Origin of the sequence: Jannaschia sp. R86511, from assembly GCF_042466345.1 — a bacterium.
In the GTDB taxonomy this organism is placed as follows: domain Bacteria; phylum Actinomycetota; class Actinomycetes; order Actinomycetales; family JBBAYJ01; genus Aquipuribacter.
On sequence record NZ_JAXHCD010000001.1, the window covers coordinates 1,350,635 to 1,374,765 of the forward strand.

General features: G+C 76.0%; 25 protein-coding genes, 1 tRNA gene and 1 pseudogene. 14 read left to right on the forward strand and 13 right to left on the reverse strand.

What is annotated here, in order from left to right:
• Positions 1-18: 18 nt before the first annotated feature.
• From SJY06_RS06590 to SJY06_RS06605, 4 genes are read right to left on the reverse strand one after another with little or no spacing between them, the layout of a single operon-like run.
• Positions 19-1,629, reverse strand: coding sequence for a choice-of-anchor G family protein (locus tag SJY06_RS06590; protein WP_380165846.1), 1,611 nt, complete (start codon positions 1,627-1,629; stop codon positions 19-21).
• Positions 1,617-2,555, reverse strand: coding sequence for a hypothetical protein (locus SJY06_RS06595; RefSeq protein WP_380165848.1), 939 nt, complete (start codon positions 2,553-2,555; stop codon positions 1,617-1,619). Before SJY06_RS06595 ends, SJY06_RS06590 begins: the two co-directional genes overlap by 13 nt.
• 29 nt (positions 2,556-2,584) lie before the next feature.
• A complete protein-coding gene (locus SJY06_RS06600) occupies positions 2,585-3,211 on the reverse strand; it encodes a hypothetical protein (protein WP_380165850.1) in 627 nt (208 codons plus the stop codon).
• A 10-nt stretch (positions 3,212-3,221) separates the two neighbouring features.
• Positions 3,222-3,947 carry a SipW-dependent-type signal peptide-containing protein gene (locus SJY06_RS06605; protein ID WP_380165852.1) on the reverse strand — a complete coding sequence of 242 codons (726 nt, stop codon included), beginning with the start codon at positions 3,945-3,947 and terminating at the stop codon, positions 3,222-3,224.
• Positions 3,948-4,164: 217 nt separating this feature from the next.
• Here SJY06_RS06605 and SJY06_RS06610 point away from each other — a divergent pair, with 217 nt between their 5' ends.
• The 6 genes from SJY06_RS06610 (at position 4,165) to SJY06_RS06635 (ending at position 8,037) form a co-directional block, all read left to right on the forward strand.
• Entirely contained in the window at positions 4,165-4,653 is a 489-nt protein-coding gene (locus SJY06_RS06610) for a YlcI/YnfO family protein (protein ID WP_380165854.1), read from the forward strand.
• Positions 4,654-4,734: 81 nt separating this feature from the next.
• Positions 4,735-5,580 carry a DUF4097 domain-containing protein gene (locus SJY06_RS06615; protein WP_380165856.1) on the forward strand — a complete coding sequence of 282 codons (846 nt, stop codon included), beginning with the start codon at positions 4,735-4,737 and terminating at the stop codon, positions 5,578-5,580.
• Positions 5,577-6,536 carry an ATP-binding cassette domain-containing protein gene (locus SJY06_RS06620; protein ID WP_380165858.1) on the forward strand — a complete coding sequence of 320 codons (960 nt, stop codon included), beginning with the start codon at positions 5,577-5,579 and terminating at the stop codon, positions 6,534-6,536. The genes SJY06_RS06615 and SJY06_RS06620 overlap by 4 nt, the downstream gene beginning before the upstream one ends.
• Positions 6,533-7,363, forward strand: a complete 831-nt coding sequence (locus SJY06_RS06625; protein WP_380165860.1) for an ABC transporter permease — start codon at positions 6,533-6,535, stop codon at positions 7,361-7,363. Before SJY06_RS06620 ends, SJY06_RS06625 begins: the two co-directional genes overlap by 4 nt.
• A gap of 33 nt (positions 7,364-7,396) precedes the next feature.
• A complete protein-coding gene (locus SJY06_RS06630; protein WP_380165862.1) occupies positions 7,397-7,651 on the forward strand; it encodes a type II toxin-antitoxin system VapB family antitoxin in 255 nt (84 codons plus the stop codon).
• A complete protein-coding gene (locus tag SJY06_RS06635; RefSeq protein ID WP_380165864.1) occupies positions 7,651-8,037 on the forward strand; it encodes a type II toxin-antitoxin system VapC family toxin in 387 nt (128 codons plus the stop codon). Before SJY06_RS06630 ends, SJY06_RS06635 begins: the two co-directional genes overlap by 1 nt.
• A gap of 77 nt (positions 8,038-8,114) precedes the next feature.
• On the opposite strand, the gene SJY06_RS06640 is transcribed toward SJY06_RS06635, so the two are convergent.
• Positions 8,115-9,596 carry a phytoene desaturase family protein gene (locus SJY06_RS06640; RefSeq protein ID WP_380165866.1) on the reverse strand — a complete coding sequence of 494 codons (1,482 nt, stop codon included), beginning with the start codon at positions 9,594-9,596 and terminating at the stop codon, positions 8,115-8,117.
• Between the two features lie 142 nt (positions 9,597-9,738).
• Here SJY06_RS06640 and SJY06_RS06645 point away from each other — a divergent pair, with 142 nt between their 5' ends.
• Entirely contained in the window at positions 9,739-10,692 is a 954-nt protein-coding gene (locus SJY06_RS06645) for an exopolyphosphatase (RefSeq protein WP_380165868.1), read from the forward strand.
• A 64-nt stretch (positions 10,693-10,756) separates the two neighbouring features.
• Here SJY06_RS06645 and SJY06_RS06650 read toward each other — a convergent pair whose 3' ends face one another.
• Together SJY06_RS06650 and SJY06_RS06655 are read right to left on the reverse strand one after the other, a co-directional pair.
• Complete coding sequence (locus SJY06_RS06650) at positions 10,757-11,833, reverse strand: nucleotidyltransferase family protein (RefSeq protein WP_380165870.1); 1,077 nt, start codon at positions 11,831-11,833, stop codon at positions 10,757-10,759.
• Between the two features lie 71 nt (positions 11,834-11,904).
• Positions 11,905-12,033 (reverse strand): lasso RiPP family leader peptide-containing protein, encoded by a 129-nt coding sequence (locus SJY06_RS06655; RefSeq protein ID WP_380165872.1) that lies wholly within the window; start codon positions 12,031-12,033, stop codon positions 11,905-11,907.
• Positions 12,034-12,206: 173 nt separating this feature from the next.
• Between SJY06_RS06655 and SJY06_RS06660 the strand changes: the two genes are divergently transcribed.
• Complete coding sequence (locus SJY06_RS06660) at positions 12,207-13,982, forward strand: ATP-binding cassette domain-containing protein (RefSeq protein WP_380165874.1); 1,776 nt, start codon at positions 12,207-12,209, stop codon at positions 13,980-13,982.
• On the opposite strand, the gene SJY06_RS06665 is transcribed toward SJY06_RS06660, so the two are convergent.
• From SJY06_RS06665 to SJY06_RS06680, 4 genes are read right to left on the reverse strand one after another with little or no spacing between them, the layout of a single operon-like run.
• Positions 13,979-15,043, reverse strand: a complete 1,065-nt coding sequence (locus SJY06_RS06665) for a hypothetical protein (protein WP_380165876.1) — start codon at positions 15,041-15,043, stop codon at positions 13,979-13,981. The genes SJY06_RS06660 and SJY06_RS06665 overlap by 4 nt on opposite strands.
• Positions 15,040-15,459 carry a lasso peptide biosynthesis B2 protein gene (locus SJY06_RS06670; RefSeq protein WP_380165878.1) on the reverse strand — a complete coding sequence of 140 codons (420 nt, stop codon included), beginning with the start codon at positions 15,457-15,459 and terminating at the stop codon, positions 15,040-15,042. Before SJY06_RS06670 ends, SJY06_RS06665 begins: the two co-directional genes overlap by 4 nt.
• Positions 15,456-16,706, reverse strand: coding sequence for an asparagine synthase-related protein (locus SJY06_RS06675; protein ID WP_380165880.1), 1,251 nt, complete (start codon positions 16,704-16,706; stop codon positions 15,456-15,458). Before SJY06_RS06675 ends, SJY06_RS06670 begins: the two co-directional genes overlap by 4 nt.
• Positions 16,703-16,969 (reverse strand): PqqD family protein, encoded by a 267-nt coding sequence (locus SJY06_RS06680; protein WP_380165882.1) that lies wholly within the window; start codon positions 16,967-16,969, stop codon positions 16,703-16,705. Before SJY06_RS06680 ends, SJY06_RS06675 begins: the two co-directional genes overlap by 4 nt.
• 80 nt (positions 16,970-17,049) lie before the next feature.
• Here SJY06_RS06680 and SJY06_RS06685 point away from each other — a divergent pair, with 80 nt between their 5' ends.
• Positions 17,050-17,769, forward strand: a complete 720-nt coding sequence (locus SJY06_RS06685) for a uracil-DNA glycosylase (protein ID WP_380165883.1) — start codon at positions 17,050-17,052, stop codon at positions 17,767-17,769.
• 157 nt (positions 17,770-17,926) lie between these two features.
• The gene (locus tag SJY06_RS06690; RefSeq protein WP_380165885.1) at positions 17,927-19,447 is read left to right on the forward strand and encodes a SulP family inorganic anion transporter; all 1,521 of its coding nucleotides are present in this window, start codon (positions 17,927-17,929) and stop codon (positions 19,445-19,447) included.
• A 34-nt stretch (positions 19,448-19,481) separates the two neighbouring features.
• On the opposite strand, the gene SJY06_RS06695 is transcribed toward SJY06_RS06690, so the two are convergent.
• Together SJY06_RS06695 and SJY06_RS06700 are read right to left on the reverse strand one after the other, a co-directional pair.
• Complete coding sequence (locus tag SJY06_RS06695) at positions 19,482-19,913, reverse strand: MerR family DNA-binding transcriptional regulator (RefSeq protein WP_380165887.1); 432 nt, start codon at positions 19,911-19,913, stop codon at positions 19,482-19,484.
• A 506-nt stretch (positions 19,914-20,419) separates the two neighbouring features.
• Complete coding sequence (locus SJY06_RS06700; protein WP_380165889.1) at positions 20,420-21,031, reverse strand: hypothetical protein; 612 nt, start codon at positions 21,029-21,031, stop codon at positions 20,420-20,422.
• On the opposite strand from SJY06_RS06700, the pseudogene SJY06_RS06705 reads away from it, so the two are divergent.
• The 4 genes and pseudogenes from SJY06_RS06705 to SJY06_RS06720 form a co-directional block, all read left to right on the forward strand.
• Positions 21,003-22,718, forward strand: a pseudogene (locus SJY06_RS06705) (putative bifunctional diguanylate cyclase/phosphodiesterase); the annotation flags it as partial. The gene SJY06_RS06700 and the pseudogene SJY06_RS06705 overlap by 29 nt on opposite strands.
• 33 nt (positions 22,719-22,751) lie before the next feature.
• A tRNA-Leu gene (locus SJY06_RS06710) sits at positions 22,752-22,825 on the forward strand.
• Positions 22,826-22,967: 142 nt separating this feature from the next.
• Positions 22,968-23,765, forward strand: a complete 798-nt coding sequence (locus SJY06_RS06715; protein WP_380165891.1) for a Bax inhibitor-1/YccA family protein — start codon at positions 22,968-22,970, stop codon at positions 23,763-23,765.
• Positions 23,766-23,799: 34 nt separating this feature from the next.
• Complete coding sequence (locus SJY06_RS06720) at positions 23,800-24,108, forward strand: hypothetical protein (RefSeq protein WP_380165893.1); 309 nt, start codon at positions 23,800-23,802, stop codon at positions 24,106-24,108.
• Positions 24,109-24,131 lie beyond the last annotated feature (23 nt).

Here is a 24,131-nt window from a genome sequence, read left to right on the forward strand (position 1 = left end):
CGGGCCGCCGGGTTCGGCTCAGGGTCTCTCCCTGACCGGGCCGACCGAGGCGGTGGCCAGGTCCACGCGGCTGCCGACGTTGCTGCCGGTCAGCACCTGGACCCGCAGCGCCGTGACCGCCCAGGTGTCCGCGACCGGGTCGTCCGTGTGGACGTTGACCGTCAGCCGCACGGCCGTGCCGAGCGCCGACACGGCGGCGCCCACCTGGGTCAGCACGGCGGGCACCGCCGCCAGCAGCGTGCTGCGCAGGACCGGGACGGCCCCGCCCGGCGGGGTGAACAGGGCGCCGGAGACCGCGGTGCCCAGGGTGGCCAGGACGGCTGGGGGGAGGCTGAGGCCCACGGCGCTCACGGTCGCGTTCCCCGCCACCACCTGGGCCAGCGTGCCGGAGACCCGCACCGTGAGGGCGGGCAGCAGCGGCGCCTTGATGCTGGCGCGGATGTCCACCGCGGCACCGCGCAGGGCGGTGTCGACCGTCTGCACGACCGTACCGACCCACGTGCGCAGCAGGGTGTCCACCCGCGCACCGACCGCCGCCGCGGCCGCGGCGTCCAGGGCGAGGACCGTGCCCGGGGACCGGCCGTCCAGACCACCTGGACCGGCGGGCAGGGCCGCGAGGTCGACCTGGACCCGGCCGGCGGCCAGGTCGACGGTGACGACGCCGTCGGTCAGGGTCTGCTGCAGCAGCGGCGCCACGGCCTGCTGCAGGTCGACGGTGACGGTGGCGCTGGTGGTGACCGTGCCCAGCCCGAGCAGGTTCAGGTCGCGCAGCAGGACCGCGGCCAGGGTCTGCTCCAGCGCCGTCACGGTGCCCTGCGCGGTGGCCACGGCGGCCGTGGTGGTCTGCGTGAGCGCGGCCACGGGCGGGCTGGCGACGTCGGCGCGCAGCGAGGCGATGCCGTACTCACGCACGGCGGACGCGCCGCCCTCGTCGCGCAGGCAGCCGTCCAGGCGGGCCCCGGCGGCGACGGCCCCGACCCGCAGCCGGACGCCGGCCAGGGCGGCCGTGCCGGGGGCGAGGGCGGCCAGGTCGAGCGCCGCCGGACCGGGCAGCGTGGCCGCCCCCGCCTGCGAGGCACCGACCAGCAGCGCGCCGGAGTCGGTGACGGCGCCGGCCGCGGCGTGCGCCTGGCCCGCGGACGTCGCCCGGCCGTACTGATGCAGGACGCCCGCGGCCTGGGCGGGAGCGGCCAGCTGGACCACACCGCCCAGCTCGGCCGCGACCAGGCCCGCGACGGCCTCGGCCCCCAGCGGGTCGCGGAACGCGTCCGGACCGGCGGGCAGCGCCGTGGCCGGGGCCGGGGTGGTGCCGGTCCCGGACCGGGTCACGCGCAGCCCGGACAGCCCGGCGACCGTGGCCAGGGACGTGGGGCCCACCTGGCCCCGCAGCAGGGCGGCGTCCGTCGCTGCGGTGTAGCGGCCCGGGGTGGCGCAGTCCCGGGGCATCCGCACGGTCAGGCCCGCGTGCACCCACTCGGTGTCGGTCCAGGCCGCGTGGGTGGCGCTCGTGCGGGCGGCCAGCGACGTGCCGGGGGCCAGCAGGCCGAGGCAGACCAGCAGGACCAGCAGGACCGCACGGGGGCCACCCCGTCGGCGGTCGCGGCGCGCGCGGCGGGTCACCGTCGCCACCGGGCCACCCCGGCCAGGGACAGCCCCGCCCCGACGGCGCCCAGGCCGAGCAGCAGCGGCGGCAGCAGCCCGGTACCCGTGCGGGCCAGGGCCGACGGCGCGGCGGAGATCTCCCCGGCGGGGGAGCGGCCACCCGGGAGCCCGTCGGCCGACGGCGGGCGCGAGCCACCGCCCGCGCCGTCGCCGCGACCGGTGCCGGCCGAGGGGGCCGGCCCGTCGCCTCGGTCGGGGCGCGGTGCGTCCGGGCGCGGCTCGTCGTCGGTGGGGCGGTCGTCGGTGGGGCGGTCATCGTTCGGCTCGTCGTCGTTCGGCTCGTCGTCGGTGGGTCGGTCGAGGATGGGTCGGTCGGGGGCGGGCGGGGACGTGGTCGGCGGGGGCGCGGGCGGCGCGTCCGGCGGGAACCGCTCGTCCCCGGTCGCGGTGAGTCCCAGACCGACCTGCGTGCGCAGCAGCTGGCTGGTCTGCGGTGTCGCCTCGGGCAGGGTCAGCGACACCAGCAGCCAGTGGCTCTCGGTCGGGGTCAGGCGGCCGACCGGTACCGGTTCGCCGTCGGTGTCCGGCACGACCCGGTGCCACGGGAACAGCAGCGCCTGCTCGCCGTCGCAGCGGGCGCGCTGCTCCGTCCACGGGATGGTGCAGCTCTCCACCTGGACCAGAACCCCGGTCGGGGTGTGCGCCAGCTCGCCCCGGGCGGCCAGCTGGACGGTGAGCCGGCCCTCCGGGGCTCCGGCCAGGTGCGCGACGACCTGCCAACGGACGACGCGGGCGCGGGACAGCCGCCCGAGGCCCACCTCGTCCACCTCGACCCACAGCAGGTCGTTCTCACCCGCGGAGACCGGAACGGGCAGGACGGCGCCGGCCGGCGAGGCCACCGGGTGGGCGGCCGCCGCCGTGGTCGGGCCCAGGACGAGTCCGGCGGCGAGCACCGGGACCACCCACCGCGGCCGCCGGACCGTCACCGGCGCGACCGGCGGGCGCACCGCCGGCCGGTCGGCCGGGGACGGTCAGCCGTCGCGGGCCAGAACGTCCACGCGACCAGCGCGGCCGCGGCCAGCGTGGCACCGGCCAGCACCGGGGGCGTCCGGGCCCGCTCGAGCCAGTGGCCCAGGTGCGGGGCGGAGGCCACCACGCGTCCGACCTCGGCGACCTCGTACGGCTGCGGGTCGACGGCCTCGTTGGCGTCGCCGCGCAGCTCGAGCACCGCCCCGCCGGGCCCGAGCCCAGCGGCGGCCTCGACCGCCACCACCCGGTGGGTGACCGGCAGCGGGGAGCCGGGGCGGGCGACGGTGACGACGTCGCCCGGGGCGACCTGGTCCGCCGGGGTGGGCACGACCAGGGCCAGCGCGCCGACCGGCATGGCCGGCGTCATCGACCCGGTCCGGAACACCACCAGGGACGCCCCGGTCAGGACCAGGGCGACCGTGCCCAGCAGGGACAGCGTTCCCAGCACCGCGACGGTGTCCAGGACCACCTCGCGCAGGCGGCGGCCCACCCCGCGCCGACCGCCGGCGGTGGCCGCAGCGGACGGGGTCGAGGTCGAGGTGGCGGTGCGGGTGAGCGTGGTGCGGGGCGGTGCCATCACCGTCCCCGGGTCAGCGGCTGAGGCCCTGGAACGCCCACTGCGGGGGCGCCCCCTGGCCCTGCAGCGTGGTCGACACGCCCGCGGGCAGCGTCACCGCGAAGCACAGGTCCACCGCGGCGCCCGGGGTGCCGACGCCGCCCGCGTCCAGCGCGAACGTCGCCGAGCCGGACCCCGTGGCCAGGACGGTGCCTGGGGGCACCAGCTGTGCACCGGCGGAGCCGTAGCCGGCCGCGGTGCAGGCGGCGCGGGGCACGTCGGTCCGCACGCCGTAGCGCAGCGCCTCGAAGAACGCCGTCGTGCCGCTGCCGAGCACAGCCCCGTCCAGGGTCAGCTCCGCGGCGTCGGAGTCGGCGATCGTGCGCAGCTGCATCGGGGCGTACACCGTGTCGCCCGGGGTCAGCCGGCCGGCGTCCAGCGTGAAGTCCAGCTGCCCACCGGGCGCGGTCTCGCGGTCGACGAAGTTGGCCGCGCCGTCGGCGCCGTCCCACAGGTTCTGCTGCACCTCGAAGATGCTGGCGGCCAGTCCCGGGCCGTCGTCGGAGCCGTTGCCCGCCCAGACCCACTCGGTGTCGGTCCACGACGCCAGCGTCGCCGCCGCGCCCACCCCGACCACCACGCCGGCCGCCAGCAGCGCGCGGGCCCGGGCCCAGCCGCGTCGTGGGCCGGTGCGGTCGCGGCCGGGAGCCTGGCTCCGGTGCCGGGCCCCGACGGGCCTCAGGTCAGGCCTCTGGTCCACCCCTGCGTTCATGTGCCGTCCCCCGTGCGCGTGTTCTGGGCCGCTCTGTCCGGGTCCCTCCCGGTGCGGTCGTAGGGCACAGATCGGGCCCGGGGCCCACCGCTTGAGGCCCCGACCGCAACCCAGGACCCGGGTTGCACCCGTTCGGTCGAACGGTCCGGCGGTCGTGACACCACTGGGGCTAGACATGACACCACTGTGGTGTCACCATGGTGTCATGGAGCTCGAGCGGTACGTCGACGACCTGCACCGGCAGCTGGCGCTGGCCGCCGACGACGGCGAGCCCCGCACCCGCGCCGTGGCCGAGCGGCTGGTCGGCGGGCTCGACGCGGCCACGCGCGTGGTGCTGCTGGACGTCCTGTCCGCCGCCGCCGGTGAGATCAGCCGCGACCTGGCGCCGGGCTCGGTCGACCTGCGGCTGCGCGGGCGCGACGTCGAGTTCGTCGTCACCTCACCGGCCGCCGAGCCCGACCCGGACGAGCGTCCGGCGGCCCCGGTCGACCTGGACGACATCAGCACCTCCCGCACCACGCTCCGGCTGCCCGACGCCCTCAAGGCGCAGGTGGACGAGGCCGCCTCGGCCGACGGCGTGTCCGTCAACGCCTGGCTGGTGCGGGCGGTCGCGGAGGCCCTGCAACCCAAGCAGCGACGCTCGACGAGGCGCACCCTGCGCACCGGCGACAGCTTCGCGGGCTGGGCGCGCTGACCCAGGCGCCCCACCCGCCACCCCACCACCCCGCGGACCCGCGGGGTCGGACAGCCACGCCCCGGAAGGGAAGGCGTCAGCATGCCCAGATTCGACACCCCCACCGCCATCGACCTCGCGGTCGACCTGCAGGTCGGCCGGCTCGAGGTCGTCGCCGGCGACCGCACCGACACCGTGGTCACCGTGTCACCCACCAACCCGGACAAGGCCGTCGACGTCCGCGGCGCGGCCGAGACCACGGTCGCCCTCGACGGCGGTCGGCTCACGGTCACCGGCCCCAGGCCGCGCTTCGCCGTCATCGGGCCCACCGAGTCCGTCGACCTGCGGGTGGAGCTGCCCACGGGCTCCCGGCTCACCGCGCAGGTCGCGGTGGGCGAGGTGCGCAGCGTGGGCCGCCTGGGCGCCACCCGCGTCAAGGCCTCGATGGGCCCGGTGGACCTGGAGGCCACGGGCGACCTGTGGCTGCGGGCCGGGCACGGCAGCGCAACGGTGGGCACCGCCGACGGCGGGGTCGAGATCACCGCCGACCACGGCCAGATCCGGATCGGCACGGTGACCGGTGACGCCGTCCTCAAGGCCTCGCACGGGTCGCTGACCATCGGCGAGGCGGGCGGCGACGTCGAGGCGAAGCTGTCCTACGGCGACCTGGACATCACCCGCGCCCTGGGGTCCGTGGTGAGCAAGACGTCCTACGGCACCATCCGGCTGGGTGAGGTGGCCGCGGGCTCGATCGAGGTCGAGAGCGGCTTCGGGCAGGTCGCCGTCGGGGTGCGGCCGGGAGTCGCGGCCTGGCTCGACCTGTCGTCCAAGCGTGGCCACGTCCGCAACGAGCTCGACGCCGACCAGCCCCCGGGCCCGGCCGAGCCGACCGTCGCCGTGCGGGCGCGCACGCAGTTCGGCGACATCGACGTGCGGCGGGCCCGGTGAGCGCGGGCGGCGCCACCCCGGCCGCCATCGAGGTCCGCGGGCTGCGCAAGAGCTACGGCAGCACCGTCGTGCTCGACGACGTCGACCTGACCGTCGCGGCCGGCACGGTCACGGCCCTGCTCGGGCCCAACGGCGCCGGCAAGACCACCACCGTTCACGTCCTGAGCACCCTGCTGCGCCCCGACGGCGGGTCCGTGCGGGTCGCCGGGTACGACGTGGTCCGCCAGCAGGACGCCGTCCGGGCCGCCATCGGGCTGACCGGGCAGTTCGCGGCCGTCGACGGGCTGCTGACCGGTGAGGAGAACCTGCTGCTGATGGCGCGCCTGCGCCACCTCGGGGCCAGGCGCTCCCGGGCCAGGGTCGCCGAGCTGCTCGAGCAGTTCGACCTCCTCGACGCCGCCCGCACACCGCTGGCCACCTACTCCGGCGGCATGAAGCGACGTCTCGACCTGGCCATGACGCTGGTCTCCACCCCGGACGTCATCTTCCTCGACGAGCCCACCACGGGCCTGGACCCGCGCAGCCGGCGCACCATGTGGGACATCGTCCGCGACCTGGTCGCGGACGGCACCACCGTGCTGCTGACCACGCAGCACCTGGAGGAGGCCGACGCGCTGGCCCACCGCGTCGCGGTGCTCGACGGCGGCCGCCTCGTGGCCGAGGGGACGCCGGAGGAGCTCAAGCGGCTCGTCCCCGGCGGGCACGTGCGGCTGCGCTTCGCCGACGCCCCGGCCCTGGCCGCGGCGGCGGCCGTGCTCGACGGCTCCACCCGCGACGACGCCGACCTGGCCCTCACGGTGCCGAGCGACGGCGGCGTCCGCGCGCTGCGCACCCTGCTGGACCGGCTCGACACGGCCGGGCTCGAGGTCGACGACCTGAGCATCCACACCCCGGACCTGGACGACGTGTTCTTCGCCCTGACCGGCCGGACCGACACGAAGGAGACCACGTCATGAGCACCGTCACCGCCCCCGGCCGCCCGAGCCGGCTGTCGCACGTCGTGGCCGACTCCGTCACCATGCTGCGCCGCAACCTGCTGCACATGGTCCGCTACCCCGGCCTGTCGGTGTTCGTGATCCTTGGCCCGGTCGTGGTGCTGCTGCTGTTCGTGTTCGTCCTCGGCGGCACCCTGGGGGCCGGGCTGCCCGGGGTCGACCCCGCCGGTGGTCGGGAGGCCTACCTGGCCTACGTCATGCCCGGCATCCTGGTCCTCACCGTCGCCAGCGCAGCCAGCGGCGCCGCCATCACGATCGCGATGGACATGACCGAGGGCATCACGGCGCGGTTCCGCAGCATGGCGATCTCGCGGGCCGCGGTGGTCGCCGGTCACGTCGTCGGCACCACCGTCCAGGCCGTCATCGCCGTCACGCTCGTCCTGGTGGTCGGCCTGCTCGTCGGCTTCCGCCCGACCGCCGGGGTCGGCGAGTGGCTCGCCCTCGCGGGCCTGCTCGTGCTCGTGTCCTACGGGGTCAACTGGCTCGGCGTCGCGATGGGGATGCAGGCGAGGTCGGTCGAGACCGCCAGCAACCTGCCGCTGGTGCTGACCCTGCTGCCGATGCTGGGCAGCGGGTTCGTGCCGACGGGGTCGATGCCGACGGCGCTGCGGTGGTTCGCGGAGAACCAGCCGTTCACCCCCGTCATCGAGACCGTCCGCGGCCTGCTGCTGGGCACCCCGCTCGGGTGGGAGCCAGTGATCGCGGTGGGCTGGTGCGTCGGGTTCGTGGTCGTCGGGTACGTCTGGTCGACGGCGCTGTACGAGCGCCGTTCGGTGCGGGGAGCCTAGGTGCCTGTCCACCTGCGGAGGTACCTTGGTTGCATGCCGTTGAGCATCAAGGACGCAGAGACGGACCGGTTGGCCCGCGAGCTGGCCGGCGTGACCGGTGAGAGCCTGACCACGGCGGTCGCGAACGCGCTCCGGGAACGGCTGGAACGCGTGCGCGCGGCCTCCCGCAGCGACACACGACAGGCCGAGCTGACCGTCATCGCCGACCGGGCCGCCGCCCTCCCGGTCCTGGGCGACCGCTCCGAGGCGGACCTCCTGGGGTACGGCGCGGACGGGCTACCCGCCTGATGGTCGTCGACACCTCGGCGCTGCTCGCGATCCTGTTCGGGGAGCCCGAGAAGGACCGGTTCATCGAGGCCGTCGCCTCGGCACCGGAGGTGCTCGTGTCCGCCGGGACCCTCCTGGAGGCGTCGCTGGTGGTCGAGGCTCGCCGGGGCGAGGCCGCCGGGCGCGAGCTCGACCTGTTCCTTCACCGGGCCGGCGTCCGGGCTGTCGCCGTCGACGCCGACCAGGTCGAGGTGGCACGCGCCGCCTGGCGCCGCTTCGGCAAGGGACGACACCCAGCGGGACTGAAATTCGGTGATCTCTACGCCTACGCCCTGGCCCGGGTGCAGGACGATGTCCTGCTGTTCAAGGGTGATGACTTCTCCCGGACCGACATCAGACCCGCCTGACCGGTCGTCGATCCGACACAACGGCACGTTGCGTCGGTTCCTCCCCGACACAACGGCACGTTGCGTCGGTTAGATCGTCACAGTGTGCCGTTGCGTCGAGACGAACGGCGCAGCGCCGAGCGGGCGGCGTGCACGCCGCTCATGCCGTGCACCCCCGGCCCCGGCGGGGTCGCCGACGAGCACAGGAACACCCCGGGCAACGGCGTCGCGTAGGGGTCCCAGCGGGGGACCGGCCGCAGCACGGTCTGCCGCACGCTGGCCTCGCCCACGGCGATGTCGCCGCCCACGTGGATCGGGTTGTCCAGCGACAGGCGCGCGGCGCTGCGGCAGCTGCTGGCCACCACCGTGTCGCGGAACCCCGGCGCGTACCGCTCGATCCGGGCGGTGATGGTCGCGGTGACGTCGACGTCCGAGCCCGCCGGGACGTGGCAGTACGCCCAGACCGGGTGCAGGCCCGCGGGTGCACGGGTCGGGTCCACCACCGACGGCTGCACCAGCAGGACGAACGGGTCCTCGCTGTGGCGGCCCGCGGCCACCTCGCGCTCGGCTGCGTCGATCTGCGCCCCTGGCCCGCCCAGGTGGACGGTGCCGGCGCGGGCCGCCCGCGGGTCGCCCCAGGGCACGGGGGCGTCGGTGACGAAGTGCACCGTGCTCGCGCCGTTGCCGTAGCGGTAGCGCTGCAGCGCCCGGCGGTAGCCGGCCGGCAGGGCGTCCCCGCCCAGGCCCAGCAGCTTCGCGGGTGACAGGTCGAGCATCGTGATGCGGGCGCTGGGCAGCTGACGCAGGTCGTCCACCCACTCGCCCGTGCGCACCGTCGCGCCCATCCGCCGCAGGTCGGCCACCACGGCGTCGGCGATGCGCTGGCTGCCGCCCTCGACGACCGGCCACCCGACGGCGTGGGCGAGGGTGTTGAGCAGCAGCCCGGCCCCCGCGGCGCCCATCCGCTGCAGCGGCTGGGCCGTGTGGGCCGCGCTGCCCGCCAGCAGCGCCCCGGCGGCCGGGCCGCGGAAGCCGCGCGCGATCCGCGGGACGCCTTGCAGCACGCGGGCGCCGAACGTCGCGAGGGTGAGCAGCTGGTCCGGACGCAGCGGCACCGAGCGCATGGTCGAGGTCAGCGCCGTGACCACCGTGCCGGCGTCGGCGACCAGGGGGGCCATCAGCCGCCGGTACCGGGCGCCGTCCCCGGCCGCCAGGTCGTCCAGGTCGGCGGCGGTGTCGGCGAGGCGCCGGTGCAGCAGCGCGAACCGGCCGCCGTCCAGGGCGTGGGCCAACGGGATCTCGGGCTGCAGCAGCCGCACACCGTGCGCGGCCAGGTCGAAGCCCGAGCCGTCGGGCCCGCCGCCGGGGGCGAAGAAGGGTGCGGCCGCCGCCAGCGGGTGCGCGGCGGAGCAGACGTCGTGCACGACGCCCGGCAGGGTCAGCTCCGCGCTGCGGGTGCCCCCGCCCAGGGTGTCCGCGCCCTCGACCAGCTCGACGTCGAGACCGGCGGAGGCCAGGGTCCACGCGGCCGCCAGCCCGTTCGGACCCGACCCCACCACCACTGCGTCCCGGCTCGCCACGGGCCCACGGTGCCACGGGGCGTCCACGGCGACACACGGGGTGCCCCGTCGCGCGCCCCGCGGCCCTGCGACGCGGTGCCGTGTGCCGGTGTGGTGCGGGCCGCCACCTGGACGGGCAGGCAGCGGCCCTACGCTCGCCCCCATGCCTCGTACCGCCGCGGTCGACTGCGGCACCAACTCCATCCGGCTGCTGGTCACCGACGTCGACCCGGACGCCGGCACCCAGGTCGACCTCGACCGCCGGATGACGGTGGTCCGGCTGGGGGAGGGGGTCGACGCGACGGGGCGGCTGTCCGAGGCGGCTCTGGCCCGCACCTTGGCGGCGGTCGAGGCCTACGCCGCCGTCGTCGCCGACCTGGGGGCCGAGCGCGTGAGGTTCGTGGCCACCAGCGCCAGCCGCGACGCCGACAACGCCGCCGAGTTCGTCACCGGGGTCCGGGACCGGCTCGGCGTGGAGCCCGAGGTCGTCCCGGGCGCGGAGGAGGCCGAGCTGTCGTTCCTGGGGGCGACCCGCGAGCTGGCCGGCCGGGTGCCGGGGCCGTTCTGCGTCGTCGACCTGGGCGGCGGGTCGACCGAGGTGGTCGTGGGCGACGTCGTGGCCGGGACGCCGGCCGTGGCCGCGTCCCGGTCGGTCGACGTCGGCTGCGTCCGGCTCACCGAACGGCACCTGCACGACGACCCGCCCGGGCCGGAGCAGGAGGCGGCGGCGCGGGCCGACGTGCGGGCCGCGCTGGACGAGGTCGAGCTGACGGTCGACCTGACGGGGGTGCGGACCCTGGTCGGGCTGGCCGGGTCGGTGACGACGGTGGCCGCGGAGACCCTCGGTCTGACCGCCTACGAGCCGGAGCGCATCCACGGCAGCGAGCACGCCCTGGCCGACGCGCTGGCCGCCTGCGACCGGCTGCTGCACGCCGACCGTGCCGCCCGGGCCGGACGCGGGTTCATGCACCCCGGCCGGGTCGACGTCATCGGGGCCGGCGCGCTGGTGTGGCAGGAGGTGCTGCAGCGGGTCGCGCTGCGCAGCGGCGTCACGACGGTGCGGGTCAGCGAGCACGACATCCTCGACGGCATCGCCTGGTCCGTCGCCCACGGCTGAGCCGGCCGGACCCGCGGCTCGGACCCCGCGGCTCGGACGTCCGGGGCGGTCAGGTCCCCGCGGCTCAGCCGTGCCGGGCGGCCAGCCCCAGCCAGGCGTCACGGTCCCGGGTGGTGCCGCGCTCCAGGCCGATCGACGACGGCACCGGCTCGCCGGCCCGGCGCAGGACGTTGCGGCGCAGCGTCCGCACGGTGGCCAGGGCGCTGCCGGGGGTGTCGCGCCGGGTGGACGCGTACACGGCCCGACCGCTCCAGCGCCCGGGGTCGCCCGGCGGCACCCGGTCCGACACCGCCCGGGCCGCCGCGCGCCAGGCCGCGCCGTGGACGGGTGGGCGGACGTGGCGCAGCACCCCGGGGTCCACGTAGCGGGCGGTCCGGTCGGCGACGACCGCCAGCACCAGGTCGAGGTGCGCCGCCTGCGCCCGGCGGGCCAGGTCCGCGGGGTCGGGCCCGGCCCAGGCCAGGGCCTGCTGCACGTCCAGCAGCCACTTGAGGGCGTGCGCCCCGGACAGGCAGGCGTGCTGCGCGGTGTGCAGCACCAGGTCCAGCGGGTCCAGCGACCACACGGGGGTCTGCTCGAGCGTCACCCGGGTACGGCGCTCGAGCAGCGCGGGGGTGCGCTCGCCGATCCGGGCCCGGACCGCCTCCCGGTTGACCAGGTGCCAGTGCAGGTCGAGCTTGGTGCCGTGCGGCAGCGCCCAGCTGATCTGCGCCTGCCCCGACCGGGCCACCTGCTCCCAGTTGCGGTCCAGCAGCCTCGCGCCGTGCTCCCGCAGCAGGTCCAGGACGACGGGGAGGTCGAGCGGGTGCACCAGCACGTCGAGGTCGTTGTAGCTGCGCACGTTCGGCGTCCGGTACACCACGCCGGCCAGGACGGGGCCCTTGACCGCCAGCCAGCGCACCCCGGCGTCGTCCAGCCGCCGGGCCAGCGGGGTCAGGTCGGCCATGGTGCGCAGCAGGGCGGCGGGACCCGTGAACCGGGCGGCGGCGAGCTCGGGCGGCAGGGCCAGGTCGGAGCGGCGCAGCACGTCGGCCACCACCGTGGCCACGCCGTGGCGGTGCGCGGCCGCCAGCCACGGCCCGGGCGCCGGGACCTCGGTCAGCCGGGTGCCGAGGGCGAAGGCCCGGACGGCCGCGACCACGGGGTCGGGGCCGGTCCACGACGCACGGACGTCCCGGCCCCGGTGGGGTCGGGACGTCCGCAGAGGGCGTCTCAGCTGAACGTGAGGTCGCCGAACGCGGTGCCGGACGGGAAGCTCTGGTCGAGCCGGCTGCCGCTGGAAGCGCCGAGGGTGAGCTCGCGGACGGTGCCCACGACCTCGAAGGAGGGTGCCTCGTACATACGTGTCCCCTTTCGGACGCTGGTGACGGTTCAGCTTCGACCGTCTCGTCGAAGAGTAGGTAGCCCGTGCACGCTCGGCAACCAGTTCGGACAGGTTGGGGCTGGTCAGGTGGAAATCAACCACTCTGCGTGACTCCGGGGCAGCGCGCGCGGCACCTGGCTAGCCTGCGGTCGTGACCTCACCCGCGGCACGGCGCAGCCGACCGCGGCTGGCCCGGGAGGCCGTCGCGCTGGTCGCGCGCAGCAGCCCGCGCGCGTTCGCCCTGGTGTGCGCCCTGCAGGTGGTGCAGGCGGCGGCCGCGGTGGGTGTCGTCGCCGCCGGAGCGCTGCTGCTGGACCGGCTGCTGAGCGGGGCCGGGGGGAGCCTGCTGCTGCCGGTCGCCCTGCTGGTGGGCTCCACCGCCGCCTCGGCCGTGGCGGGCGGCGTGGTCACCCAGCAGCAGCGGCTGATCGCCGAGGACACCAGCATCGTGGTGTGGCGCGACGTGGCCGCGGTCGCCTCCCGGCTGGACCTGCGCGAGGTGGAGACGCCGCAGCACGCCGACGCGGTCGAGCGGCTCCAGGGCCAGGCGCTGGGGCGCCCGCACCAGATCGCCGGGGCCGCGCTGTCGTTGCTCGGTGGCCTGCTGACCTCGTTCGCGCTGACCGGGGCCCTGGTGGTGGTGCAGCCGCTGCTGGTCCCGGTGCTGCTGCTGGGCGGGGTCCCCGCGGTCCTCGTCGCCCGCGCCGCGGGTCGGACGGAGTTCGGCTTCTCGCGCCGCTGGACCCAGGTGTTCCGCACCCGGGCCTACGTCCGCCGGCTGCTGGTCGAGCGGCCGGCCGCCAAGGAGGTGCGCAGCCTGGCGGCGCAGGACGAGCTGGGCGCGACCCAGGAGGCCCTGGGCACCCGGTACCGGCAGGGGCTGCGTCGGCAGGTGCGCCGGCGCGAGGCCTACGCCGTGCTGACGGCGCTGCTGTCGGCGGCCGCGCTGGCGGCAGCGCTCACCGCCATCGTGCTGCTGGTGCGGCGCGGGTCGATGACGCTGGCCGACGCGGGGGCGGCGGTCCTCGCCGCCCGGCTGCTGAGCGGGCAGGTGGACCGGGCCGTCACGGCCGCGGGCAGCGCGCTGGAGGCGGCCCCGTTCCTCGCCGAGCTCGAGGCGTTCGTGTCCCGCCGCGACGCGACGCCGGCGGGGTCGCCGTTGCCGGCCGGCGGCACGCTGGCCCTGCGCGGGGTGCGGTTCACCTACCCGACGGGGGAGGAGGTGCTGCACGGCGTCGACCTGGGCGTCGGTCCGGGGCAGGTCGTCGCCCTGGTCGGCGAGAACGGCTCCGGCAAGTCGACCCTGGCCAAGGTCGCGGCGGGCCTGCTGTCGCCCACGGCGGGCGGCGCGGCCTGGGACGGCACGGAGCTGACCGGGCGGCCGGGCCGGGAGCGGCTGCGGGCCACGGTGTCGTGCGCGTTCCAGGACTTCGCCCGCTTCGAGCTGACCCTGCGCGAGAACGTCGTCCTCGGGCTCGACCCGCCGCCGACGGACGAGGCCGTGCTGGCCGTGCTGGACCAGGTGGGTCTGGGTGACCTGCCGGTGCGGCTGCCCGGCGGCCTGGACGCGCCGGTGGGCGTGACCTTCGACTCGGGCCAGGACCTGTCCGGCGGGCAGTGGCAGCGGCTGGCGCTGGCCCGGGCGCTGGTGCGACCGACCCGGCTGCTGGTGCTGGACGAGCCCACCTCGGCCCTGGACCCCCGGGCCGAGCACGACCTGTTCCGCGACGTGCGCGCCATGGCGGGTGGCCGGGCCGTGCTGCTGGTGTCGCACCGCTACACCAACCTGCACCTGGCCGACCGGATCCACGTCCTGGCCGACGGCGTCGTGGTGGAGAGCGGGGCCCACGCGGACCTGATGGCCGCGGGCGGGCTGTACCGGGAGCTGTACCGGCTGCAGGCCGCGGGCTACGACGTGACGGGCTAGGGCCCGGCGGGCCGGTCGACGGCCTGCAGCACCTGCTCGAGCGTGGCCGCGACGTCGGCCGCCGCGAACGGCGGCCCCCACGGCACCGAGGCGACGACGACCGGCAGCCGGCGGCACAGGGCGCCGAGCAGGTCCAGCTGCTGGGCCGTGGTGCCCGGGTCGGTCCAGCCCGCCACCCGCGGGAAGCGCAGCAGCAGCCGCAGCGCCGCGAACGGTTCGAGCCGCTCCACCTGCGGGGCGCTCAGCCCGCGCACCACCCGCGGCACGACCACCGCGGCCAGCGGCAGCGGCCCCGCCGGCCCGGCCGAGCCGTCACCGGATCCGCCGACCGCGCGGCGGCCGTCGGCGGTGGCGTGGACGTCGTCGGGGTCGAACGCGTCGGCCACCTGCTGCGCGGCGGGACGCAGCCGCAGGGCCGAGGACCCCGGCCAGACCATCGGTCCACCGGTGCCGTCCGTCGTCCCGGTCCCGGTGCCGCCGGGAGGCGCCAGGTCGACCCGCAGCACGTCGTCGGTCAGCAGCCGCCAGCCGGACAGCACGGCCAGGGCGGCCAGCGTCGACTTGCCCATGCCGGCCGAGCCGCAGAACGCGACCGCGCGGCCGTCGCGGGCCACGGCGCTGGCGTGCAGCACCAGCCGCCCGTCCAGCAGCAGCCGGACCGCGAGCAGCGCCCCGGCCCCCAGCACCGGCACCAGGCCCGGGTCGGCCGCCGGGTCCACGTCGGCGCGCACCTCGCTCAGACCGTCGTCGGCCACGAGCTCCACCGCCCCGTGGAAGCGCAGCCGGGTCGTCCCGCCGTCGGCCGCGAACGTGTAGTACGTCCGCCGCTCGTCGTCGACCAGCCGCGCGAGGACCCGCCCGGGCGGGTCCGAGCCGGGCACGGCGACGCGGGAGCCGGAGCGCAGGCGCAGCCGCGGCGACCCCGACCGGTCGCCCGCAGCGCCGCTGAGGGGATCGGCCGGGCCGCGGGCCGCGACGCCGTCCGGGTGCGGGGGCAGCGGCAGGTCGACGTCGGACTCGACCAGGTACCCGTGAGCGAGGTAGCGCCGCGGCTCCGTCACGAGCGACCGAACGTCGAGTAGTCCTCGCGGGAGGGGTCCAGCGAGCGGCCGCCCACCTCCAGCCAGCTGTGGGCCTCCCAGCCGCCGGTGCCGGAACGGCGCACCCCGATCCGCAGCACCGGGTCCAGGCCGCGGATGCGGCTGCCGAGCACCAGGCACCGGCGCAGGCAGGTGTCCTGGAACGGTCGACGCGACAGGACGACGGCGGTGGCCCGGGCGGGGCGCCTGGCCCAGCCGGGCAGCACGGGCACCTCGTCCAGCACGGCGCCGTGCTCGTCCAGGTCGAGGCGGACCCGCAGCAGCCGGGCCAGCCGCGGCAGGGTCGTCACGCGCAGGCCCACCTCGACCACGACCGCCAGCGCCGTCACCACGGCCAGCTCGCGCACCCAGCGCAGCCGGGCCCGGGCCGCGCTCACGCGCCGCCCTCCTCGTGCAACCGCAGCCAGGCGTGCTGGAGCAGGGCCAGGCTGGCGGCGTGAGGGCGGGGGGAGCGCCACTGCGCCCGCAGCGCGTCGGTGTCCACCAGGTCCGGGTCGACCCCGCCGCCGTCCCAGGCGTCGGCGACCTCGCGCGCGCTCGGGCCGAAGTGCACGGCGTTGAACCCGGCCTTGCTGCGCCGGCTCAGGACGGCCTCGGGCAGCAGGTCGCCGACCAGCAGGCGCATCGCCACGGTCCGGCTCCGGGGTCCGGTCGCCCCGCCCGCGACGGCCCAGGCCCGCAGGAAGGCCGGGTCGGCGAACGGGTCGTGCCGCTCGGCGCCGACGGCCCGTGCGACGGCCCGCAGCGTGCGGTGGCCCTCCACCCACCAGGCCCGGCGCGTCTCGGCCCGCAGGTCGCGGGCCCAGTGCAGCCGGGTCGCGCGTCGCTCCGCGGCCAGCCGGACCTGCCACCGGGCGGCGGCGCGGGGGCGCAGCCACGGCAGCCCGTCCGGCTCGTCCGGGGACCCGGTCGCACCGTCGACCCCGCCCCGGGGCAGCAGGGCGGGCGGCAGCAGGTCGGTCGCCGCGGTGCGCCAGTCCGACGCCGCGACCCGGCCCCGGCGGTGCCAGACGTTGACCGCGGCGCTCACCCGCCGCCGGCCGAGCACGTTGTCGCCGAGCTCACCGGTCAGCAGGCTGCCGCCGGCCGCCGCGGCCGCCAGCAGCGCACCGCCCGGGGCCCCGGCCGGGAACGTGGGGTGCCCGACGGCCCGCAGCACCTGCGCGCCCAGCGGGCCCAGGGCGGCGGCCCGGCCGTCGGACACGTCGACCTGCTCCTGCCCGCGCAGCCGCAGGTGGTCCAGGACCAGGTCCTGCCACGGCGACTCCGCCGAGTCCGCGTCGCCGGGCAGCACCAGCGTGACCGGGACCGGCTCGGGCAGGCCGTCGCGGCGGGCGACGTGGACGGCCAGGGCCAGCACGGCCGACGAGTCGCGCCCGCCGCTGAACGCCACCAGGGCCGGGCCGGCGAGCAGCGCACGACGCACCGCGTCCTCCAGCGCCGCCCGGGCCGGCCGGACGTCACCGCGCCTGGCGCCGGGGCGGGAGTCGCCGGACGCGACGGCGTCGTCGGGTGCCACCCCCTCCCTCGCCGCGGGCCCGAACAGCCAGCCCGTGGCCACCTCCTCCGGGGTGGGGCGGTACAGGCCCTGCAGCGCCTCCTCGCGGAGACGGACCGGGCTCATCCCTGCAGCAGCCCGACCTGACGCAGCTGCTCGAGGAACCGCTGCACGCCCTGCTGCACCGTGTCCCGGGCGGCGTCGGGGTGCTCGGCGAGCACGCCGTCGACCAGCTCGTCGACCGAGGCCACCCCGTCGGGCGCCCGCAGCGCCTCCAGGACCAGGACCCCGCTGCCGCCGATGGCGTAGTACGTCGAGGACTCCAGGTCGAGCAGCATGACGTCGTCACCCACGCGGGACGTGGTGACACCCTCTCGGCGCACGTGCATGACCCCACCCCTCTCGCCGCTCTGCGAAGGGTAGGCGACGGGCACCGGCGCGCGCGGGCGAACCGGGCGAGGATGTCCGGGTGAGCGACCCCGCTGAGCACGCCGCCGCCTTCGCGGCCCTGGAGGCGCAGGTGACCGGCTGCCGGGCCTGCCCGCGCCTGGTGGCCTGGCGCGAGCAGGTGGCGCGCACCCGCCGGGCCGCGTTCGCGGACCAGACGTACTGGGGCCGGCCGGTGCCGGGGTTCGGTGACGAGCGGGCCCACGTGCTCGTGCTCGGTCTGGCGCCGGCCGCCCACGGCGCCAACCGGACGGGACGCGTGTTCACCGGCGACCGCTCCGGGGACTTCTTGTTCGCCGCGCTGCACCGCACGGGTTTCGCCAACCAGCCGACGAGCGTGTCGCGCGACGACGGCCTCGCCCTCGACGGCGTCTGGGTGAGCGCGTCGGTGCGCTGCGCCCCGCCGGCCAACACGCCGACCCCGGCCGAGCGGGACGCGTGCGCGGGCTGGCTGGACCGCGAGCTGGCCCTGCTGGCCCCCACCCTGCGCGCCGTGGTGGTGCTGGGCGGCTTCGGCTGGCAGGCCGGGCTGCCGGCGCTGGCCCGGGCCGGCTGGCAGGTCCCCTCGCCCCGACCGGCGTTCGGCCACGGCGCCCGGGTCCGGCTCTCGCCCGGGCCGGACGCCCCGGCCCACGCCCACGACCTCGACGTGGTCGGCAGCTACCACGTGAGCCAGCAGAACACCTTCACCGGCCGGCTGACCCCGCAGATGCTGGACGAGGTGCTGGCCTCGGTGCGCTGAGCCGACAGCAGACCCGGCGGGTACGTGACGGCGGCGAGCGGCGGCGCGTCGGCCCGCTACTCTCTCCTTACGTAAGAGGTGAGTCCCGGCCCCGAGGGTCCGCGCGGGCTCCCGTCGACCAGTGCACCCGGCCCCTCGGGCCGTCGAACGGAGCCGCATGACCCCGACCACACCCGCCCCTGTCGTGGCGCCCGAGCAGGACCAGGACGAGTTCTCGGTCCGCCGTGCGCTGCGCTCCCCGAGGCGGTTGCGCACCGAGGTCCTGGCCGGGCTCGTCGTCGCCCTGGCCCTGATCCCTGAGGCCATCGCGTTCTCGATCATCGCCGGCGTCGACCCCCGCGTGGGGCTCTTCGCGTCCTTCACGATGGCCGTGACCATCAGCATCGTGGGCGGACGGCGGGCCATGATCTCGGCGGCGACCGGCGCCATCGCCCTGGTCATCGCCCCCCTCAACCGCGAGTACGGCCTGGACTACCTGATCGCCGCGGTGATCCTGGGCGGTCTGCTGCAGATCGTGCTCAGTGCGGTGGGGGTGGCCAAGCTCATGCGGTTCGTCCCCCGCAGCGTCATGGTCGGCTTCGTCAACGCCCTGGCCATCCTCATCTTCACCTCGCAGCTGCCGTACCTCATCGGCGTCCCGTGGCTGGTCTACCCGCTGGTGGCGCTGGGGATCGGCATCATCGTCACGATGCCCCGGCTCACCACGGTGGTCCCCGGGCCGCTCGTGGCCATCGTCGTCATCACCGTCCTGGCGGTGCTGCTGGCCATCCAGGTGCCGACCGTCGGGGACCAGGGCGAGCTGCCCGACAGCCTGCCGGCCTGGTTCGTGCCGGACGTGCCCTGGACGCTGGAGACGCTGCAGGTCATCGCGCCCTACGCGGTGGGCCTGGCCCTGGTCGGGCTGCTGGAGTCCCTGCTGACGGCCAAGCTCGTGGACGACGTCACGGACTCCCACTCGCCCAAGACGCGCGAGGCGCGCGGGCAGGGCATCGCCAACGTCGTCACCGGGTTCTTCGGCGGCATGGGCGGCTGCGCCATGATCGGCCAGACGATGATCAACGTGAAGGTGTCCGGCGCCCGCACCCGGATCTCGACGTTCCTGGCCGGGGTGTTCCTGCTCCTGCTCGTCGTCGGCCTGGGCGACGTCGTCGCGATCATCCCGATGCCCGCCCTGGTCGCAGTGATGATCATGGTGTCGGTCGGCACGATGGACTGGCACAGCATCCACCCGGCCACGCTGCGGCGGATGCCGCTGAGCGCCACCACGATCATGGTCACGACCGTCGCCGTCACCGTCTACACCCACAACCTGGCCTACGGGGTCGGGCTCGGCGTCATCGTGGCCATGATCTTCTTCGCCCGTCGCGTCGCCCACTTCACCGAGGTCGTCGACGTCGACCACCCGGACGACGACACCCGCGTCTACGCCGTGCGCGGGGCGCTCTTCTTCGCCTCCAGCAACGACCTCGTCTACCAGTTCGACTACGCCGGTGACCCGCAGAACGTCATCATCGACCTGAGCGAGTCCCAGATCTACGACTCCTCGACGGTCGCGTCGCTGGACGCCATCGAGCTCAAGTACCGCCAGAAGGGCACAAACGTCTTCATCGTCGGGCTCAACGAGGCCAGCCAGGGCTGGCACGGTCGGCTGACCGGTCAGCTGGGGGCGGGACACTGACCCGAGCCCGGCACCCTGGGTCGGGTGGCGCGTCTCAGAGCGTGGGGCGACGCCTGCCGGCGGCGATGTCGCCCAGCTCGTCGGCGAAGGCCTCGGCCTTGTGGACCTGCTCGCGCAGGGTGTCGAGCTGGACCACCACCGCCTCGCGGTACATCCGGAGTCGGTCCACGACAGCCGCGGCCGCGGCCTCGTCGAGCTCGTCGAGCCGCGCCGCGGTCTGCAGCAGGCCCAGCAGGTCCTTGGTCTCCTCCAGGGTGAGGAACGGCTTCATCCGCCGGACCAGCCGCAGCCGTTCGACGTCGGCGTCCACGTAGAGCCGGAAACCGCCCTGCGAGCGGCCCGAGGGCTCGACCAGGCCTATCTCCTCGTAGTGGCGGATGGTGCGCAGGCTGAGGTTCGTCTGTGCAGCGACCTCGCCGATCTGCATGAACGGACCGGTAGCCGTCGGCTCGTTCAACTCTGCCATTGCGTGAGGGTACGGTACGCGGGCGCCGAGCACGTACGGCTCCGCGTGTCAGCCGTGGACGCATCACCCGGCGGGTCCGGTCACGCCCCCGGGCCGACAGGGGTCTGATTTGGTCGGGTACCCGACCGAATCGGTACGGACCGGTCACGCTCTGTGGCGAATTGCTGACCGGGTGCCGCGTTTCGCCTGCGCGAGACCCGCTGTGACGTGTTGGCTGACCACGTGGCGACGCGTTGGATGCTCCCTGCGGCCGTCGTGCCGTCGGTGGCGGTCGTCCTGGCGTTCCTGCCGCAGGGGCCGCTGCGGGGCCTGACCTGGGCGGCGGTGGCGCTCGGCTGCTGCGCCCTGGTCGCCCGGGCGCCGTGGCCCGGGCCGCGGCGGCCGTGGCCGTGGGTCGCCGCCGGGCTCGTGCTCGTGGTCGTGTCCGGCCTGCTGACGGCGTCCTACGTGGCCGACCGGCTGCCCGCCTGGTCCTTCGACCCCGCGGTGCTGCTGCGGCTGCCGGCCTACGTCCCGCTGCTGGTCGGGGCGTTCTGGCTGACCGAGTCCGCCCGGCGCCCGGACCGCTGGGCCGTGGTGGACGCCCTGGTCGTCGTGCTGGCCGGCACGGTGGTGGGGCTGCTGGTCGTGGCGGACGGGCAGTCGGACCAGGTGCCCGCGCTGGTGCTGCCCGTGCTGGACGTGGCCGTGCTCGCGGCCCTGCTGCCCGTGCTGTCGCCCCGGGCCCGGGGCGGGGCGGAGGGTCTGCTCGTGGCCGGCCTCGTCGCCCTGCTGCTGGCCGACACGATGCTGGTGCTCACCAGCGCCACCGGGGTGTCGTCCCCGCCGGCCGTCGGCGGCCTGCTGCTGGTGAGCGTGCTGCTGGTGGCCCTCGCCGCGACCCACCCCGCGGCCGGGCGGCTGGCCGAGGCGGCCCTGGAGCGGACCGAGCGGCGACGGCTCGCGCCCGTGGGAGCGCCCGCCCAGGTCACCCCGCGCCGGCTCATGCTGCTGGGGGTGGGGCTGGTCGGGGCCCCCGTGCTGCTGCTGGTGGCCCTGCTGGACGCCCTGCCCGAGACCGGGCGGCTGGTGCCCGTGGTCGCGCTGCTGGTGCTCGGGCTGGCCGCGGTCCGGCTCACCCACCTGGTCGGGGAGCTCGTCCGCAGCGACACCGAGCGCGAGGCGCAGCAGCGGTTCTCCTCGGCCTTCGACCGGTCGCCGGGCGGGCTGGGGATGATCGAGCTCGGCGGGCGCGAGGCCGGTCGCCTGGTGGAGGCCAACGCCAGCCTGTCGCACCTGCTCGGCCGGCCGGTCGAGCAGCTGCGGGGCTCTGCGGTGGCGTCGCTGGTGCACCCGGACGACGTGACCGGGGCGCTGCGGCTGCAGCTGGCCCTGGCCGAGGTCGCCGCCGGCCGGCCCGCGCTGACGCCGGTGCCGGCCCGGCTGGCCTCGCCCGGCCGGCCGCGCTTCGTCGAGGTGGACATCGCGCCGCTGCCCGTCGGCGAGGGCGGGGGTGCCGCGTCGTGGGCCGTGCTGCAGGTCGACGACGTCACGGAGCGGCTGGACACCGAGGCCCAGCTGGCCCGGGCGGCGCGGCTGGACCCGCTGACGGGCCTGGTCAACCGGGTGGGCCTGCTGGAGTCGATGCACGACGCGCTCGTCGACCACGCCCGCGGTGGTCAGCCGGTCGTCCTGCTGCTGCTGGACCTCGACCGGTTCAAGCTGGTCAACGACACCCACGGCCACGCGGTCGGCGACGAGCTGCTGCGCGAGGTCGCCACCCGGCTGTGCCGGCTGAGGGTGCAGGAGGTGGCGCGCCTGGGCGGGGACGAGTTCGCCATGCTGGCCCGGCTGCCCACCGGCCCGCTGCTGGACCTGCTGCTGCGCCGGGTGCACGGCGCGCTGGAGCCGCTGGTCACGCTGAGCCGCGGGGACGTGGTGGTCTCGGCCAGCATCGGCGTCGTGGTGCGGGACGCGTCCGCGGGGGGTGCCGAGGTGGCCGGGCTCGACGAGGACGCGGAGTCGCTGATCCGGCAGGCCGACATCGCCATGTACCGGGCCAAGGCGCGGGGCGGTCACCGGCACGTGCTCTTCGGGCACACCCTGCAGGCCGAGGTCGACACCCGCCACGCCATCGAGCGCGAGCTGCGGTCGGCGTTGACCAACGGCGGGTTCTCGGTGGTCTACCAGCCGGTCGTCGACCTGACCGACCTGCGCGTGGTGTCCCACGAGGCGCTGGTCCGCCTCGTGCGCCGGGTCCGGGGCGTGACGGTCGGCCCGGCCGAGTTCCTCGAGGTGGCCGAGGAGTCCGGCCTGGTGCGCGGCATGGGCGGGTTCGTCATGGCCACCGCGCTGGGCGAGGCCTCCCGCGACCCGCACGGCCGGCGGATGGCGGTCAACGTCAGCGGCCGCGAGCTGGCCGAGCCGGACTTCGCCGGCCGCGTGCTGCGCCGGCTCAACCGGGCCGACGTGCCCGCGACCCGGCTGACCGTGGAGGTCACCGAGTCCGCCGTGGTGCCCTACCTGGACGGGGTGGTGCCGCAGCTGCGCGTGCTGCGGGCCGAGGGCGTGGAGGTCGCGCTGGACGACTTCGGCACCGGGTACTCCTCGCTGACCCACCTGCGGGCGCTCCCGGTCGACGTGGTCAAGATCGACCGGTCGTTCGTCGAGCGCGTGGTCCTGGACGGGCCGGACCGCCGGATCGTGGCCGCGGTCACCGACCTGGCCGCCGGGCTGGGGCTGCAGACCGTGGCCGAGGGGATCGAGACGGTGGAGCAGCACGAGGCCGTCACCGCCCTGGGCTGCCGGTTCGGGCAGGGGTACCTCTACGGTCGTCCTGCAGCGGACCTGCTCGCCGACGCCCCCGTAGCCCAACCGGCAGAGGCAGGCGCCTTAAAAGCGCAGCAGTACGGGTTCGAGTCCCGTCGGGGGCACGCGCGCCCGGGTGGTGCCGTGGCCGCTCCCAGGACAGGTGATCACGGGGTTCGGTAGACTCCTGCCCGGCTCGGGAACCCCAGGACACGCTGGGTTGTTACCCGGGTACAGGGTCATCTCGGCCCGATCTGGAGGGAGATCATGCGCAGCAGCAACCCCGCGTTCTCGCGGAACGAGGCGTTCACCCGCAACGGGTACGCCACCTTCGACGTCGCGACGCCGTCGGCGGAGTCGCTGGAGTCCCAGTACGGCATGGCCTCGCCGGTGCGCGAGCGCGCCATGACGCTGGAGGACGTGGTCACCCGGACCACCATCCTGTTCGTCGTCCTGCTCGCGACCGCAGTCCCCACGTTCTTCTTCGCCCCGCCGGCCCTGCTCGGGCCGATCTGGATCCTGGGCATCATCGCCACCCTCGGCCTGGGCATGGTGATCTCCTTCTCCAAGAAGGTCCGCCCCGGTCTGATGATCACCTACGCGGCGATCCAGGGCGTGTTCGTCGGCGGCATCAGCGCCATGTACGCCACCGCGTTCGGCGGGCCGATCGTGCCGCAGGCCGTGCTGGGCACGCTGGCGGCGTTCGCCGGCATGCTCATCGCCTACCGCACCGGCGTCATCCGGGCCACCAAGCGTTTCAAGAAGATCCTGATCATCGCCGGGATCGGCTACTTCCTCTTCAGCCTGGTCAACATCGGCTTCGTCCTGTTCGCCGGCACGTCGTTCTACTTCGACACCGGTCTGCTGGGCGTGGGGCTCTCGCTGTTCGGCGTGGTCCTGGCGTCGCTGTTCCTGGTGCTGGACTTCGACTTCATCGAGCAGGGCATCCGCAACGGCGTGCCCGAGAAGTTCGCCTGGAGCGCGGCCTTCGGGCTCATGGTCACCCTGGTGTGGCTGTACCTGGAGATCCTGCGTCTGCTCGCGATCCTGCGGGGCGGCGACTGATCGTCGCCTGATCCGGCCGAGAGCTCACCGACCCGTGCTGCCCACCCCGCGCGACACCTCCGAGGAGGTCGCGCAGGAGGCGGCACGGGTCGTCTCGCGTCTGGGGTCGCTCAACCCGGCCCGGGTCCCGGTCGACCTGGTCCGACCGGCCGTGCAGCGCCTCGCCGACACGGCCCGCGCGGCCGAGGGCCTCGAGCCTCACCCCGTGCCCGACCTGGCCCCGCACGGCTGGGTCGACCTGCTGCGCGTCGTCGTGGGCGACCTGCTCGACGCCGGTGCCGGCGAGGATCGTCTGGTGGCCGCGCGCGAGGAGCTCGTCGCGCTGCGCCGCGCCCTGCCCTGACGTGCGGGCCGGGTCCAGCGGGC